This is a genomic window from Streptomyces sp. Ru73, from assembly GCF_002920575.1.
Classification (GTDB): domain Bacteria; phylum Actinomycetota; class Actinomycetes; order Streptomycetales; family Streptomycetaceae; genus Streptomyces.
In genome coordinates this window covers 48,095-63,124 of the sequence record NZ_PQSQ01000003.1, presented here as the reverse complement: position 1 = coordinate 63,124, position 15,030 = coordinate 48,095, and the positions used below count along the sequence as shown (strand labels likewise).

Below are 15,030 nucleotides of genomic sequence, written 5' to 3'. Positions count from 1 at the left end.
ATATGCCCCACGCCCTACCCCGTAGGCAACAAGCCACCTCGGACGAGTCAGCAGCAGGACTGAACTGGGGTTACCCAGGCCAGCAATAGACCCAACTGGGCGAACTTCCATCGCCGCCTACTGCGTCACACCCATGAATGAATCGGCAGATAATATTCCTAAGACGGAAGAACTCTGTCGGCATCGAAGCGCACGCAGCGACATTCATCAGTACGAGGTGCGGGCTACACGGCACCGAAGAAAAGACACCTCGCCCTGAACAGGTCCCGTTACCCGCCGCGCTCTGCGCCTACGCGACAGTTCCGGCATCTGGGCCGTGCTCCGCGCGTGGATGAGTCACGACGCACGGCGGGCCCACGGTGACCGTGGTTTATGAACAGACCTGCGGCGCGCAAGATGCGGGCATATGAGTCCCTGCGTCGGGCGCACACAGGCCATGGACACTGCCATGGCTCGGCATCGACGCTGCCTGCCCCGGCCCGACGCCTCCCCGACTGCAGCACACCTCCGCATGCCGTGGCGAAACCTTCTGCATGAATGGGGCGCGCACACTGCCGGCGGCAGCCGTACCGCAAGGCGGAATGCGACCGACCGGATGGTGCAAACCCCCGCGCGGACGGAGGGCAGGCCGTCATGCTGAGAACGTGGCCCATACGCGCAGACTCCCCAGACCGACGCCCCCGCACTGTTCTCCCCCAATGTGGCCGGCTCCTCCGACGGTAACTGGAAAGCCGCCCATGCCCTCCTCGTACTTATGAGGCTCGGCCATGATTCTTACCGCCGAGCACGCCGAATGGGGACCCATCGACATCACCCGCCGCGACCTCGGCTGCGGCCAGCCGTGGGATGCCATTTACCGTGTCAGCCCACCTGCGCCTCTGACTTGCAAGGTCTGCGGCTGGGGCATCGTGGCCAAGCAACTCCTCCGCCACGGCACGCGTTTCCTCGCCCACAAACCAGGGGGACCCGACTGTGCGCTCAAAGCCCACGAGACTCGTACACACATAGCGCTCAAGACCGCCTTGGCCGAAGCGGTCCGCACCGCTGGCTGGACAGCTCGCCTGGAGGAACCCTCCGCCCGCGCTGGCGGCTCCCCCGGCGCCTGGGTCGCCGACGTCTTAGCTGTCGCCCCCGACAACTCACGCAGAGTCGCGCTTGAGGCCCAGCACTCCACCAAAACCGCCGAGGAGATCCAAGACCGTACTCGGGCCTGCTGGGCTGATGGCATACCCCGGGTCTGGTTCGGCACCTCCGGGGGACACGGGTGGATCGGCCACGTCCCCTCGTTCTTGGTCCAACCGCCAACCACCAGTAGCGAGACATGGACTGTGACCGCTGGGCCTGCTGTCCCCGTCACCGACACAGAAACCGGTGACACCGAGCTCCACCCCGGAGAACCCCTTTCTCTCGCCACCGTGTTGCAGTGGGTCCTGAATGCCGATCTTCTGCCCCACCGCGCGACTGCCCTCCCGGGACACGACTGGTGCGGCTGGTGGCCCCTCGCGTGGCTTTCCCCCGACGAAATCAGGAACCTCGGTGGCGAGCCCACCGACTTCCCCGAACTCATACCTCCGCGTGCAGCTGCCGCACGGATTGTCGACGACGAGACGGACCCTGACAGCCGCCCCAGCATCGGCAATAGCCAGGAGCACACCCTCCGTGACCAAGACCGGTACGAAGAATGGGACGAAGAGGAGCACCTCAAGCACCGTCCACGCCGCCAGGGCAAGTACCAGTCAGACCCGAAGGACCACTACAACTGGGTGGCTGCCATGGTCGCGTGGGGTGAGCAAGCAGGAAGAATCGCCGCCCGCAGGAGTCTGCGCGATAAAATCCTGCTGGCGGAACGGCATGCGGCCTGCCGCGAACCGTGCGGCGAAGAGTGCATGGACCACCGCACTGGGTAGACGACAACGCTCGCGCGGAGGTGTGAGACTGACGCCGACCAGCGGCGCGTCAATCACCGAACGCCCTCGCAGCCATGCCGCGCCGGCTCTTAGCCAGCGAAGGCCGCACCTACGGTCCCGTCCTGGTCGATAACGAAGCCGGACACGTCGTGGGCGTACGCCCCGACCGTACCGCGGCGCCAGGGCCCGGTCGATACGTCCTGTCGCGCCTTAGTAACGCATTCCTGCATCGAGGTCACCGGGGAGGTAGGTACCGGCCAGTGTGCCGTCGTGTCCGGTGTGCCGGGCGGCGGCTTCGAGGCTGGGGTACTTCCGGTCAGGTGCGTCGATCATGGCGTCGAAGTCCGCGCGGGTGAGTTCGGGTTCGTGCCATTGGTGGGCGCAGCGGCAGCGGAGGAAGACGCGGCCGGGGACGTCGCAGATGACCATCCAGTCGCGGCGGACGGCGCAGGCCGGGCACATCACGGTGATGCCGGTGATGGTGATGGGGTCGGTGTGCGTGGTGAAGCGGATGCGGGGATGGTCCGGTTCGCTCTCGTGCTGCAGTCGCAGCAGCGGATCATCGCCGGTTGAGTTCTTGGGCGCAGTGGTTCTGAGCTGCTGGTCGTTGGTGAACACGCGCATGGTCTCCTTGTGCTCCTTCAATCAGCCGTAACAGGTGGTGCCGGTGGCGTCCAGGGATTTGGTCTGCCGGTTCAGCGCCGAGGCTGACGCTCGGGATGGGCAGGAGCCCGCGGTGGTGCGGCGGTGGCGGTGTGCACCGATGCAGTTCGAGGCTGCTGCTTCGTGATCTTGGCGGTGGTACGGGGACGAGGCTCGTGCGCGGGCAGGTTGCCGAGGCGGCGCATTCGCCAGACCAGCACGTCGGTGACGCTCTCGGCCGTGTCCAGTTCGCGGTGGGCGACCGCGCGATGCAGGAGCGCCTCCGGGTTGTGTCCGGCGCGCTGGGCATGGTCGAGGGTGGCCAGGAGGGCATCAAAGCCGCGTTCACGACGCAGATCATCGGTCTGGCCGGGGAGGACCGTTTCGACAGTATCGCTGTGGCGGTGCCGGTCCGGGGTGGAGAGGCGGCGGCCGTGCTCGCGCATCGCACGCATCGGCGTGGTCGCGGCCGTCTGGTAAGCAGCGCGCAGGTGCTGGGCGGCCTGGTGGGCGGCGGCCGCTTGCTGGGCGTGCTGCCGGGCGGCGTGCCAGCGGGCGACGGCCATGGTGGCCAAGACCAGGGTGGACAGGAGCATGGCGGTGGCCCCGCCGTCTTCACCGCGGCCCAGAGCCGTGCCGGCGCGGACGATGCCGCGGGCAGCCGAGCGCACGGCGCGATGGTCCACGCGCTCGGCGCGGCTGTGCCAGCGGGTGGCCCGTTCGAAGGCGCGAGCCGCCTCGATGGTCTGCTGCCGGGGCGAGGCGGGGGAGGTCTGGGCGAGGGCGTCGAGCACTTCGCCCATGCCCGACAGGTGTGTACCCGCCTCGGCTTCGTTCGCCTCGTCGAGAACGGAGGGCACTGTATCGACGAGGTCGGCAGCAGCGCGACGTGCGCGTGCCGGTGCCGCACCGCTTGGCCGCGGGCGGAGTTCGGCTGCCTGCTCGTCAGGTTCACCGTCCCGGACGAAACGGCGGCGGATCTTAGGCAGGGACAGGTCGGGGGCAAGCCTGGAGCCGGGGAACCAGATCGGTTCGCCGTGGCGATTGCGGTCGCCCGGGAGGGCGACCTTGTACCCGAGAACGTCACCGGAGGGCGCGAGGCGTTGGTCGATGCGTACTCCGGCCTCGGTCAGGCGGCGGAAAAACTCGGTTTCGTCCGCGGCGCCGGCCACGGCCTGGCGGACGTGGTCGCGCAGCAGTTCCCGGGAGGTGGCGGTGCGGCCGGTGCGTTCGGCTTTGGCGCGCTCGGCGCTGGTGGGCCGCTTGGCAGCGGTGCCATCACCGGGGTTGAGCTGACGGAGGCCGAAGTCGGCTTCGATGGCTCGGCATTCGGCCTGAGCGCGGTTGAAGTCATCGTGTCGGCGTGGGGAGCGGCCGTCCTGGCGCTTGAGGGTGGCAACGATATGGATGTGGTCCTCCGCATGGCGTACGGCGATCCAGCGGCAGGCTTGCTCGTCGCCTTCTTCGGCGATGCCGGTGGCGTGCACGACCCGGCGGGCCACCTCCGCCCACTCAGCATCGGACAGGCGCCGGTCGCCGGGGGCGGTGCGGACCGGGCAGTGCCACACGTGCCGCTTCGGGCGACGGTGCTCCGGTACCGCCTGTACCGGCAGGTCGAGCCGTTCCTGCAGCTGCTTGAGCGTGGCCTCCGGGTCGCGGCCCGGGTCGGGGGCCAGCTCCGGTTGCCAGGAGGCGACCAGATGCGGGTCGAGGTGTTCGTCGCGGCGGCCGGGACCGTAGAGGTAAGCGAGCAGGCCGTAGGTACGACCGCCGAGGGAGATGTCGGGCACCACAGTGTCAGCGTTTCGCGATCTCGGTGGCGGCGGCCTCAACGCGGGCTGCTGCCCGCCGCACACGAGCGAGGGCGTCCTGGGCGTACGGCGCCTCGCCGCCGCTGTTGAGCACGCGGGCGACCTGGTTGAGGTTGTTGCCGACGCGAGCCAGGTGGGCGGAGGCGCGCATCAGCTCCTCGACAAGGGCGCGCTGGTCCATCAGCCAGCTGGCCGGGCCCTCCTCAGAGCGGGCGACAGCCACAGCGGCGTCGGCGAGGAAGCCGGAGAGCGTCAGCCCGGTGGTGTCGGCGGCGCGTTCGACGAGGTGCAGTTCGTCGCTTGTGAAGCGGGTAGCGCGCAGTTGGTCGCGTCGGACGGCTTGGCGCAGGCGCGGTCGCGTGCGCGTCGCGGCTGCTGCGCTCGGCTCATCCCCCTCCCCCGGCTGCGATCCGCCCTCGGTCGCAGCCCGGTCCGGCGCCCCCTGGTGCCGGGCCGCCCCCGCCCCTTCCGGGGCGGGGGCATGCCCTTCCGTAGTACTGACGTGGCCTGTGGTCGCGTCAGTACTACGGAAGGTATAGCTTGCTCGGCCTCGTGCCGGGAGGGTCTCGTGCTGCTGGTGAGACGTGCTGCCGGTCGAAACGGAATACATCATCGGCCCGGCTCCCGCCCGTCGCCGTGGGCGTCGTGTGCGTACCAGCGTTCGACGGCCGCGTAAACCGGTGCCAGCGCTCGTCCGGCCGCGGTCAGGCGGTAGTGGGCGCCGCGGTGGGCTTCTCGTGTCACCAAGCCGTCCTTGTGCAGCGTCGCCAGGCGCCTATGCAGGTACCCCGCCCGCATGCCGACCAGTGCCGCCAAATCGACCATGGGCCTGGATCCGTAGGCGTCGAGGACCTGAATCACGGCGGTCGACCGGCGCGGGTGCAGGCGGCGCGCCGCGTCCTCGATGCGCTCAGCCGGCGTCATGGGACCGAGCGGAAAGTGCCGCTGGGACCACTCGCTCAGGGCTCGGTGTACCGGAGGCAGGGCCCGCCCTCGGTCGGTGAGAGCGAATGAGACGGCAGTGTGGTCGCCGCTGCGGGCGACCACGCCCGCGGAGCGCAACTCTTCCAGCAGGTCGTAGGCGTTGTTACCGACCGACGGCAGCTGTGCAGCGACATTGCAGACCCGCGTGGGAGCCTGCTGCTGCAAAAGGACCTGGGCGATGGACGTCGCGCCCTTTCGCGCGATGACGCGCAGCCCCTCATCGACCGTCTGCGCATCGACGGCGCTGATGCAGGGGGAGGTGGGCCGGACAGTGATGGACATGGGGGGGGATCTCCGTTGGCTTGGGGAAGCGGTGGTGGGGCTAGCCGGTTCTGCCGAGGACTTGCCGGATGTCCCGGAGAGTCTGGGCGATGTAGTCGAGGGCGAGGACGGGGTGGTGCAGCGTGTGGGGCGTACTCGTTGGTGTCCGGCGAACGGTCCAGGTCCCTTCTGGGCCGAGCACGGCGGCGTGCAGGTGACCGTGCGCGTGCAGCACGGTGATCCATGCGTCGATCTCGTCGGTGGTGGGTGGCGTCGTGCGCACGAGGGCCTCCTCTGCGGAGAGCACGGACTCGAAGAAATGGAGTGACCGGGGTGGGCGGACACCCCGCTGCCGATGACCGGGAGCCGGGTAACCGGTGTCCGGAGTGGCCGCGCGGGGTGACCGCGAGGGGCGCGTGCGGTCAGGCGGTGGAGCGGAGTGTCCGGTTGTCCGCCTCTTCGCGGAGCTGTTGCATCAGTTCGGTCAGCCGGTCATTGGACAGCGGGAGGCCCTGTCCTCGGATGGCCTCGGCGACCACCTTGCGGGTCAGCTTCCCGCCCTCGGACACCGCGCGGCGGGCGATCGGCAGCAAGTCGTCCCTCGCGTGGTCAACAGCAGCGGCTGGTGCGTCCGCGCCCGCATCGTCGTTGTCCGCCGACGTACCGGAGGCGGGGGTCTTGAACGGGGCGGGGTGGCCAGATCTGGCGGCCGGTTCTTCGCCGAGCTCCGCGCCCCGGCCCTCCTGCTCCGCTGCATCCTCGGACGTGACGACCGGTCCGGCTTGGGAGGCGATGACCGGCTCGCCGCTCCCCGTGTCCGGGACAGTGACCGGCAGGCGGACGGAGGCTCCGGCGGACACCGCGGGGGTCCGGTGACCGGTGACCGACCGGACAGTGTCCTGGCCGTTCTGGGCACTCCGGTCAAGGCGGCAGCCCGGGGCGGTGGGGAGACGCTCGGTGCGGACAGTCGGGGCGCCCGAGGGGAGCTCGGTGTCCGGGTGTCCGGGCTGGGCGGCGCGGCGGGCGATGAGGATGTAGAGGTGCACGGCTCCGGCCAGGGCCAGCGGCGCGAGCGTGGACAGCACACCGACCGTGACGTCCCCGAGCCGGAGACCGGCTCCGCTGGGCTCGTCGTTGAGGCGGACAGCGTGAAGGGCGTTGGCCCAGATACTGGCCGCCGTGGCGGTGCCGAAGAGCGCCCAGACGTAGCAGCGTGCACCGAGGGAGGCGCTGCGCATGACCAAGACCGCGCGTACTCCGTAGCCGATGAACCCGTCGATGACGAAGGGGAAGAGGTAGGTCAGCAGTCCGCGGATGTGGATGGCGACGGCCATCTGCTGCAGCGCGTCGTACGAAAGCGCGCACCCCGCGGCGCCGAGGGTGACGATGGCCGCACGGTCCCAGCCAGTGATCCGCACCGGCATTGCGTCAGAGTTTTTCACGCGGCCGTCCCGAGGTCGTCACGGTGGGTCTGGGCAGTAGCACGGTTCCGATCGTTCGTGCCGCCGACTGAGCGATTGCGGATTTCGCGACGGACCTGCCGATAGCGCTTCTCCGCGTGCTCCTCGGTGATCTTCAGCAGTCGGGCGAGGCGCTCTGCGGGGGTGCCGGCCTGGTAGGCGGCGCGGGTGACCGCGCGGCGCTCGGCGTCAGTGAGGTGGATGTCGCGCCCGGCCAGGGTGGCGTTGACGCGGGCGTAGTCAAGGCGGCGGTGGAGCCTGCGGTGCAGCGGCTCGCGCTCCTCCTCGGTCATCCCGCCCCGGATGCCCTCGCGGTCACCGTCTTCCAAGGCGGCGTCCAGGCAGGTCTGGCGGACCGGGCACTGCCCGCACAGGGCCTTGGCGGCACGGATGCGGTCCATCTCGTCCGGCTCCGGGAAGAAGATCTCCGGGTCGACCGGGTTGGCCGGGGTGGACAGGCAGGCGGCGTGGTCGTGCCAGGTGTAGTCGCCGAGGGTGCGCGGCTCGGCGATCTGGTGGTGGTGCATCGGTGGTCTCCGATCGGCCTCGGGGCGCGTTCGGGCAGGCGCGGGCCCCGGGGGTGGTGCGTGAAAGGCGGTGCGGGTGCCGGTCAGGCGGCGGCGAGGCGGCGCTCGGCCGCGATGAGCCTTCTGCGGTCCGGACCGTCGAGGATGACCTTGTCGGTCATCTCGGTCAGCCGGGAGGCGACACGGTCGCCGATGTGCGCGCGCAGGTCGGCCATACCGAGGTTGGTGGTCACCAGGGTCGGGAGCATCTGCGTGTAGCGGCGGTCGATCAGCCGCATCGTGATCTCCTCAGTCCACTCACTCGCCTTCGCCGCACCGAGATCGTCGATGATCAGCAGCGGGCAGCGCGCCAAGTCCTGCAGTTCGCGTTCGCCGTCGTGGCCGGCCCGCGGCCGCAGCTCGGCGTACAGGTCGGCGGCGGTGGTCGCCTTCCACCGCAGCCGGACCCCGGCGGCCAACAGCGACCGGACGGCGCCGTACGCCTGGTGGGTCTTGCCGGTGCCGGTGGTGCCGACGATCAGCAGCGACCGCCCCTGGGCGATCCCCGGGTTACCGTCCGGGCCCCGACGCCCGGCGGCGGCAACCTCGCGGACCCAGGCATCGACGGCGGGATGGTCGGCCACGGCGTCCTGGTAGCGGACGGGGATCCGGGCCTGGGCCGCCTCCAGCGCGGGGCTGGGCTCGGCCGCATCGGACACCGGGGCATTCGGGTCGATGCCCCGGGCCTTGAGGATGCCGGTGAGCCGCCGGGCGATGCCGCCGACGGGCTGAGCGCCATGATCGCGCATTACAGCTCCTCGGCGTAGGCGGCGGCAGGGTCGGCGGGGTTGGCCCAGGCCCGGTGACCGCGCACGGTATCCGCGGATTCCGGCCGCACCAAGCCACCCGTGGGAACGGAGGCGTTCATCACCTCGTGGACCAGGCTCGGAAGCGTGCTCGGGTGCAGGCCCTTCGCCCGGTGGCGGGCCAGCCCGGCGCGAATGTGCTCAAGTTCGATCCCCTCCTTCAGCAGCTTGGCCACCTCGCGCCCGAGATGCCCGAGTACCCCGTTCGGTGGCCGGTGTGCGCAGGAGGCGGCGTACTCGCCGATGAGCTGCTGGGTGGAGACGGGCTCCGGTGCGGGGGCGCTTGCGCCCCCCGAAGGGGAAGATCCTAGATCCACGTTCCTAGGTCCTAGATCCGGACAGTGAGGGCTCACTGAACCCTCACTGCCTCCTCCATGAGGACTCACTGAGGACTCAGTGAATGCGAGTTGACCTGCGGTTTCGTTGTTCACGGAGTCCTCACGCCCTCCTCCGTGAGACCTCACTGAGCCCTCAGTGAGGTCTCCGTGATCCTTCGGTGAGGACTCAGGGAGGGCTCCCGATGCCGGCGCCACCTCGTCCGTGGAGGGCCGCTCGGCGTCATGGACCGGGCAGTCGGGATGCCGGATGCCGCTGGGACGGTTGATCCTCTGGTGCTGCTTGAAGGTGATGATGTGCAGGTACCTCTTGCCGTTGACCTCGTAGCGGCAGATCAGCCCTGCCATCGCCAGCTGGTTCAGGTCGTCCTCGACGCCGACCGGGCCGTGTTCCGGGCGCAGGGACCACAGCAGCCCGGCGATGACCGCGGGCTGGTCCCGGAAGCGGCCATGATCGTCGCACTGGGTCAGCAGGCCGAAGAACGTCCGCTCGGCGTGGACGCTCACCTCGGCGAGCGACTCCGAGGCGAAAGCCTCCGGCTTGAGCGTGCGGATCCGAGCCATGCTCAACACCCCCCAGCGACAGAGGCGTACTCCTCGACCGTGGGCCGCAGAGCGCCGGAGGCCAGGTCAAGGTCGTGCGGCTCGTCCCAGTCCAGCTCCGGGCTGGCGCGGATGACCCAGCGGGCGGCGGTCAGGCGCTGGGCACGGTTGAGGGACAAGGGTCGGCCCCGCTCGTCGTAGGCGCGGGCGTAGAGGCTGGGCCAGCTTCGGTCCGGCTCACATTGCGAGACGCGGATGGTCCGGGCGCCGGGCACCATGTCGGCAAGCAGCTCGGCGAGCCGCTCATGGCGGCTGCCGGCGCGGGCAGGACTGGCGGACAGGGCGGTGGACGCCCTTCCGCAGGCGTAGGCAGGCATGCGATAATCCCTCGCTTGTAGGTGGGGAGGGGCGGCCGCTCTCGTCGAAAAGGTCAGCCGACCCGCCCCAGTTATGAATCCGTGCCCCTTTGGGGTGGCGGTCCCGGCGCTCGGAAGCTGCTACTTCCGGGCGCCGGACTCTTTTTCCCTCCGGTGCACTCGATGTGATCGCCTTCCTCGTGGGCGTTACCCCGGCGGTTCTCGCCGAGGGACCAGCAACATATGCCCAGGTCGGTCAACACTCCAGCCGTGGCAGGGCGCTCGTCCACACCGACATCACATCGACACATCCCCCGCTCGATCGAGGCGGGCGTTCGAGACGACGCGGCGACAGACCGCCCACGCAAATCCGCCAGGGCAGCAACCGTCGGAACCAGAGCATTTACGCCCTCCGAGGACTCCATCACAATGCGCAGCGCTTTTGCGTGTCAGCTGAAAGTAATTCGATCTTCTTGAGGTGCCGGTCACGGCACATCCTCTGCGATCGATCTCCGGCGCATTAGGAGTCCACAAAAAGCCGAGTTCATCACCGTTGTCCGAAATCGTGCGACTGGCGACCGGCCGGGCCGAGGGTGACACAGTGTCCCCAGACGGGTTTTCACCCTCCAGGGACACCCCTAACCCCAAGGGGAGCCGCCGAAAGTTGATCAACATCTCCACTCGCATGCAGCCATCTTCTTGCCGTGCATTCACTTCAGTGAAAAGCACCGATGGGAGCGTATACCGAGACAGCTACTCACTCAACTGTTGTGAAGGGATCTGCCAGCGCACCCTCCACTCGTGTACACTTGCGGACTGACTCTCAGCGAGAGGGGAAGCAGTGAGCGAGAGCGAGGCGACGGGCCGCTCTTTGGCAGAGAAGATCAACCACCTGTTCGATGCGATCAGGGGCGACGACGGCCGCGAGTACACCAACGAGTACGTGGCAAATGCCATCAGCCAGTCGGGGATCAACATCTCCATGAGCTACGTGTGGCAGCTACGGAAGGGGAAGAAGGACAACCCCACCATGCGCCACCTGACGGGTTTGGCGAACTTTTTTGGCGTTCCCGTCGCATACTTCTTTGATGACTCCGTGACGGGCCAAGTGGACGGCCGACTGGAAAGAATGGCAGCCGAGCAGGCGAGCTTCGAGGACGCACTTGGAAACGGTGACGTCAAGCTCATGGCTATGCGTGCCGGCGAGCTGTCGGATGAACGGCGAAAGCAGGTAATGGACCTGCTGGACGTCGTTTACAGATTGGAGCAGGCAGAGCATCGCGAATGATGGCCTTTGATCGCCGTCATACCGCGGGCGGGGGTGCTGCTGCAGCGCGTGTCGTGTGCAGGAGAACTACCTTGAAAGAGCGCGAGCTTCGCAGGCGCTGCAAAAGAGAACTGCGGGCCCTGGACATTCACCCTCCCCTGCGTGTGGGCGAGCTCTGCCAGCAACTGGGTGAACGCCGCGGCCGCCCTATCCGGCTGGTGCCGCACCGGATGCCGGTTCCCGGCCCGTTCGGTGCCTGGATCGCGACCCCGGCCGCCGATTACATCCTGTACCAGCAGGAGACCACCGCGAGTCATCAGCGGCACATCATCCTGCACGAGGTAGGGCATATCCTCGCGGATCACCAGAGTGAAGCGGTCGACGACGACGAGCTCTGTGCAGGAGTCCCGAATCTTGCGCCGGGATCGGTGAGGCGGCTTCTTCGTCGGACTTCGTACGATGAGGAGCACGAACGCGAGGCTGAATTGGTCGCGACGATCGTGCTGGAGTGGGCATCGGTGCTGGACCGAGTTGCCCCCCGGCCTGCTTCGGACCCGTCTCTGCGTCGCGTGCAGACGGCACTCGGTGACCGGCAGGGGTGGCTGTGACCGTCTTGATCCTTACGGCCGCGATTCTCCATCTCTCCGTCGTCTGGAAGCTGGTTCAGGTCGCCCGGGCTCCTCGTGACCTTTCTCTTCGTGTTGTGACGCTGTGCCTCATCTGCACGGCAGCGTCGTTCTTGCTCGGTCTGGATGCCGCGGCACGCATCGTCGATCATGTATTGGGGATCGGTGTCTCGCGGTTGGTCCAGAACGCTCTGCTGCTCGGAGTGGTCTACCTCTTGATGTGCGTGTTCCTCGTCTCCGCAGAGGAACGACCGCGCGCCAGCCGCCGCGCCCGGTGGGAAGCTCTTCCCCTGGCAGTGGCGGTACTGATCCTCATCCTGTCGACGGTAGCCACACCGGCTGATGTTCGAGGCCGAGACTTCGCCACCGCGGACATGTCGCAAACTCCAGTGGCCCTGTTCTTCATCGTGGCTGCGCTCTATCTGGTCTATGCGCTCGCCTCAGCGCTGTGGTGGACGGTGCGCTACGCCCGAATGTCGCTCCGCCCACTGGCGACAGGGCTGTGGCTGACGACGGGAGCGTTGGCAGGCATGGTGGCGGCGAATGCCGGACGCCTCGGCATCGACGTGATGCGGTGGCGTGGTGAGCAGGCCCCGGCCTGGCTCAACCAGGGCACACAGGGCCTTCTCGGGCTAGCGGTCCCGGTGTTCATCGTCGGGGTGACCTACTCCGGCGCCGCGATGCGGTTGGCCAGCGGCCGGGTGTGGCTGCAGCACCGCCGTGCGTATCGACGGTTGCGCCCACTGTGGGATGCCTTGCACGATGCGTTTCCCCAGGACGCCCTGGGCCGCGTGCCCACCAACGGCTGGCGCGACTTCCTTTCCCTGCGCGGCACTCACTACCGCTACTACCGCCGGGTCATCGAATGCCGCGACGGCCTGGTGCGTATCAGCCCCACGCTCGCCCAGCTCGGCGTGCAAGAAGACGCATCGCCTTCGGACCTGGCCCGGCATCTGGGGAAAGCCCTAGATGCCCAAGCGGACCAAGCAGCGACACCCGGGCACGCGTTGGCTGTCGCTCTCCCCGGCGACGACGAAAACGACCTCGATGCCGATGTCCGGCAACTCGTGCTGCTCTCCGATGCACTCAGCAGACAGCCAGGGCGACTGAAGGCCGGCAGCACTTCACGTTGAACAGCCCGCGGACCAGCACCCGGGCAAACAGGATGAGGAGCAACTCCGTGACAGAAACACTGATCACAGCAAGCCAGGTCATCACCGGCCCCCACGGCGCCCACATCGAAGACGGGGCCGTACTGGTCCGCGGAGACAGAATCGCCGCAGTCGGACCGCGCGAGCACATCGAGCGGCTCGCGCCCGAAGGCATTCCCACCACGGATGTCCCGCAGGGAACGCTCCTGCCAGGGCTGATCGACTCCCACGTGCACCTGACCCTCGACGGCGGCAACAACCCCATCGAAACCGCTCAGCAAACCGGGGATGAGGACCTGCTGGCGGGGATGGCCGAACGCGCACAGCAGCTCCTGTACAGCGGCGTGACGACCGTACGCGACCTCGCCGACCGCAACGGCCTTGCCATTCGCCTGCGCGACGCCATCACGAACGAAACGCTGCGCGGCCCCCGCATCCTGTCCTCGGCAACCGCCCTTACCTCACCAGGCGGCCACCTGCACTTCTTCGGCGGCGAGGTCGCCGGTGAAGACGCCATCCGCACCATGGTCCGCCGCAACGCGGGCCTCGGTGCCGACGTCATCAAGGTCATGGGCACCGGCGGAGGCATGACCAAGGGCGGGCCCGCCATCTGGCAGAACCAGTTCACCGAGGACGAGCTGAGCATCGTGGTGGACGAAGCCGGTCGTCACGGACTGCCCGTAGCCGTCCACGCCCACGGCACCGACGGCATCGCAGCCGCAGTCCGCGCCGGCGTGAGCACCATCGAACACTGCACATGGATGACCGAGGGCGGGGACTTCGACCTTCGCGAAGACCTGGCCGCACAGATCAAGGCCCAAGGCATCTACGTCTGCACCGCCACCAGCCCCAACTGGCGAGGTTTCGCCGAACGTGTCGGGGCAGAACGAGCCGAGTACCTCTTCAGCTCCATGCGTTGGATGGCTGACCTTGGCGTTCCCATGATCGCAGGCACCGACGCCGGCGTGACCCGCGCAACCTTCGACAAGCTCGTGAACACTCTGGAGTTCTACGAGTACCTCGGCATCGCCAACGCCAAGATTCTCGACATGGCCACCGCGGACGCCGCACAAGCCCTGGGCCTCACCGACACCGGGCAGCTTGCCGAAGGGCAGCGTGCCGACCTCATCGCTGTGGACGGGGACCCGCTTTCCAGCCTCGGCGCCCTGCGCAACATCCGCCTTGTTGTCGCAGGAGGCAAAACGGTCCTGTCATGAGTCCCCTACCGCTGTGCCGCACTCGCCGCGACCAAGCGCCCCATGACCAGGCCGAAACGATCATGGTTGCTGCGGTCACTGGACAGACTTGGTACTGAGACCGGCCCGGCGCTAGTCGGGCTACGCGGCCACGCGACGTCCGTCCGCGGGATGACGCAGCGGCGCCGGTACACGCGCCAGCAGCTCCCACAGTGGACGGCCGGAGGCCCACTGGCCGAGCAGCTCCCGGTCGACCAAGTGGACGCCGAGCCTCTGGGCGGAAGGGACGGCCTTGCTGGTGAACTTCCCGTTGGTCACGATTAGGGCGAACGTGGCCTTGTGCACCTCACTGGCCGTGCCTTTCAGCTCCCGGACCACGCGGACATCGACCGCGTCGCCGTGCCTTCCAGCGCGCCGATGCTTGCACTGCACGGCCCAGACCCGACGGTCCAGGTCGATGGCGCGGACGTCGCAGGCATCGTCATTGGCACCGCCGACGCGCTCGGCCGTGAAGCCGTCGCGCCGCAGCAGGTCCCGCACGGCGAACTCGAACTCCGCATGGTCAAGAGCGTCGAGGTGGTCGAGTGTCATCTCCAGCCGCGGCCGGCCCACGTGGGCGTCCCACTTGTCGCGATCGACGCGCCGCTGGGCCCATAGGGCGTACGTAAGGAGAACGGGCAGGCCGACGATGTCGACTACCAGCGGGTACGGTGAGGGCCACCAGTCCGTCCACCGACCGACGTGCAGGACGAGCACGCACACGGTCAACGCCACGAGGCACCACCCCGAGCCTCGGTACAGTGCCCGCCAAGCCACCATCCGTACGTGGCGCACGCGATCAACAGTTCCGCGTTGCCTGGCCGGGCCATGACCAACCGAGCGTCGCCAGCGGACGGAGGGGGTGCGGAGAATGTTGGGCCAGGTGGCCGGACGACGAAGCCAGGGCCGCCGACCTCCAAGGCGACTCATGCCCCCTGTATCCCTGCACGGTGTGATGCCCGCACCTGGGCCCCGGTTGCTGGCGCGTTGGTCCATGTGTAATCCCTCTCGTCGCGGACAACGGCATCTGCACGGGTATGACAGCACCCGGCACTGACAGGCCATCATGAGAAAGTGACA

At 68.2% G+C, this 15,030-nt stretch carries 16 protein-coding genes; 5 read left to right on the top strand and 11 right to left on the bottom strand.

The genetic code is table 11. The annotated features are described in order from the left end of the window. Window positions 1-767: 767 nt before the first annotated feature. On the top strand, window positions 768-1,907 hold the full coding sequence (locus C3486_RS02170) for a hypothetical protein (RefSeq protein ID WP_103830798.1): 1,140 nt from the start codon (window positions 768-770) through the stop codon (window positions 1,905-1,907). A gap of 210 nt (window positions 1,908-2,117) precedes the next feature. On the opposite strand, the gene C3486_RS02165 is transcribed toward C3486_RS02170, so the two are convergent. From C3486_RS02165 to C3486_RS02120, 10 genes are all read right to left on the bottom strand, one after another. After that, window positions 2,118-2,531, bottom strand: coding sequence for a hypothetical protein (locus C3486_RS02165; protein ID WP_103830797.1), 414 nt, complete (start codon window positions 2,529-2,531; stop codon window positions 2,118-2,120). 71 nt (window positions 2,532-2,602) lie between these two features. Next, complete coding sequence (locus C3486_RS02160; protein ID WP_103830796.1) at window positions 2,603-4,342, bottom strand: relaxase/mobilization nuclease domain-containing protein; 1,740 nt, start codon at window positions 4,340-4,342, stop codon at window positions 2,603-2,605. Window positions 4,343-4,346: 4 nt separating this feature from the next. Continuing rightward, complete coding sequence (mobC, locus tag C3486_RS02155) at window positions 4,347-4,973, bottom strand: plasmid mobilization relaxosome protein MobC (protein ID WP_103830795.1); 627 nt, start codon at window positions 4,971-4,973, stop codon at window positions 4,347-4,349. Further along, window positions 4,970-5,626: a winged helix-turn-helix transcriptional regulator gene (locus C3486_RS02150; RefSeq protein ID WP_103830794.1), complete on the bottom strand. Its 657-nt coding sequence runs from the start codon at window positions 5,624-5,626 to the stop codon at window positions 4,970-4,972. The genes mobC and C3486_RS02150 overlap by 4 nt, the downstream gene beginning before the upstream one ends. 40 nt (window positions 5,627-5,666) lie before the next feature. Further along, on the bottom strand, window positions 5,667-5,888 hold the full coding sequence (locus C3486_RS02145) for a hypothetical protein (protein ID WP_103830793.1): 222 nt from the start codon (window positions 5,886-5,888) through the stop codon (window positions 5,667-5,669). A 139-nt stretch (window positions 5,889-6,027) separates the two neighbouring features. After that, window positions 6,028-7,029: a DUF2637 domain-containing protein gene (locus C3486_RS02140; protein WP_103830792.1), complete on the bottom strand. Its 1,002-nt coding sequence runs from the start codon at window positions 7,027-7,029 to the stop codon at window positions 6,028-6,030. A gap of 14 nt (window positions 7,030-7,043) precedes the next feature. Beyond that, a complete protein-coding gene (locus tag C3486_RS02135) occupies window positions 7,044-7,592 on the bottom strand; it encodes a WhiB family transcriptional regulator (RefSeq protein WP_103830791.1) in 549 nt (182 codons plus the stop codon). A gap of 83 nt (window positions 7,593-7,675) precedes the next feature. Further along, window positions 7,676-8,380 carry an ATP-binding protein gene (locus C3486_RS02130; protein ID WP_103830790.1) on the bottom strand — a complete coding sequence of 235 codons (705 nt, stop codon included), beginning with the start codon at window positions 8,378-8,380 and terminating at the stop codon, window positions 7,676-7,678. Further along, the gene (locus tag C3486_RS02125; protein ID WP_103830789.1) at window positions 8,380-9,336 is read right to left on the bottom strand and encodes a hypothetical protein; all 957 of its coding nucleotides are present in this window, start codon (window positions 9,334-9,336) and stop codon (window positions 8,380-8,382) included. The genes C3486_RS02130 and C3486_RS02125 overlap by 1 nt, the downstream gene beginning before the upstream one ends. A 2-nt stretch (window positions 9,337-9,338) precedes the next feature. After that, window positions 9,339-9,692, bottom strand: a complete 354-nt coding sequence (locus C3486_RS02120) for an ABC transporter ATP-binding protein (RefSeq protein ID WP_181138412.1) — start codon at window positions 9,690-9,692, stop codon at window positions 9,339-9,341. Between the two features lie 820 nt (window positions 9,693-10,512). Between C3486_RS02120 and C3486_RS02115 the strand changes: the two genes are divergently transcribed. The 4 genes from C3486_RS02115 to C3486_RS02100 all read left to right on the top strand — a co-directional run bounded on the left by C3486_RS02115 (window position 10,513) and on the right by C3486_RS02100 (window position 13,932). Further along, window positions 10,513-10,959 (top strand): helix-turn-helix domain-containing protein, encoded by a 447-nt coding sequence (locus C3486_RS02115; protein WP_103830787.1) that lies wholly within the window; start codon window positions 10,513-10,515, stop codon window positions 10,957-10,959. A gap of 71 nt (window positions 10,960-11,030) precedes the next feature. Beyond that, window positions 11,031-11,546, top strand: a complete 516-nt coding sequence (locus tag C3486_RS02110) for a hypothetical protein (RefSeq protein WP_103830786.1) — start codon at window positions 11,031-11,033, stop codon at window positions 11,544-11,546. Continuing rightward, on the top strand, window positions 11,543-12,697 hold the full coding sequence (locus C3486_RS02105; protein WP_146074934.1) for an MAB_1171c family putative transporter: 1,155 nt from the start codon (window positions 11,543-11,545) through the stop codon (window positions 12,695-12,697). The genes C3486_RS02110 and C3486_RS02105 overlap by 4 nt, the downstream gene beginning before the upstream one ends. Window positions 12,698-12,744: 47 nt before the next feature. Beyond that, window positions 12,745-13,932 (top strand): amidohydrolase family protein, encoded by a 1,188-nt coding sequence (locus C3486_RS02100; protein WP_258052540.1) that lies wholly within the window; start codon window positions 12,745-12,747, stop codon window positions 13,930-13,932. 120 nt (window positions 13,933-14,052) lie between these two features. On the opposite strand, the gene C3486_RS02095 is transcribed toward C3486_RS02100, so the two are convergent. Next, window positions 14,053-14,685 (bottom strand): restriction endonuclease, encoded by a 633-nt coding sequence (locus tag C3486_RS02095; RefSeq protein ID WP_258052539.1) that lies wholly within the window; start codon window positions 14,683-14,685, stop codon window positions 14,053-14,055. Between the last annotated feature and the right edge of the window lie 345 nt (window positions 14,686-15,030).

Excerpts from the sequence above, each read along its gene's own strand:
- C3486_RS02150 (WP_103830794.1), bottom strand. The coding sequence starts at position 5,626 with ATGTCCATCACTGTCCGGCCCACCTCCCCCTGCATCAGCGCCGTCGAT.
- C3486_RS02170 (WP_103830798.1), top strand. The coding sequence starts at position 768 with ATGATTCTTACCGCCGAGCACGCCGAATGGGGACCCATCGACATCACC.
- mobC (WP_103830795.1), bottom strand. The coding sequence starts at position 4,973 with ATGATGTATTCCGTTTCGACCGGCAGCACGTCTCACCAGCAGCACGAG.
- C3486_RS02140 (WP_103830792.1), bottom strand. The coding sequence starts at position 7,029 with ATGCCGGTGCGGATCACTGGCTGGGACCGTGCGGCCATCGTCACCCTC.
- C3486_RS02135 (WP_103830791.1), bottom strand. The coding sequence starts at position 7,592 with ATGCACCACCACCAGATCGCCGAGCCGCGCACCCTCGGCGACTACACC.
- C3486_RS02165 (WP_103830797.1), bottom strand. The coding sequence starts at position 2,531 with ATGCGCGTGTTCACCAACGACCAGCAGCTCAGAACCACTGCGCCCAAG.
- C3486_RS02130 (WP_103830790.1), bottom strand. The coding sequence starts at position 8,380 with ATGCGCGATCATGGCGCTCAGCCCGTCGGCGGCATCGCCCGGCGGCTC.
- C3486_RS02125 (WP_103830789.1), bottom strand. The coding sequence starts at position 9,336 with ATGGCTCGGATCCGCACGCTCAAGCCGGAGGCTTTCGCCTCGGAGTCG.
- C3486_RS02120 (WP_181138412.1), bottom strand. The coding sequence starts at position 9,692 with ATGCCTGCCTACGCCTGCGGAAGGGCGTCCACCGCCCTGTCCGCCAGT.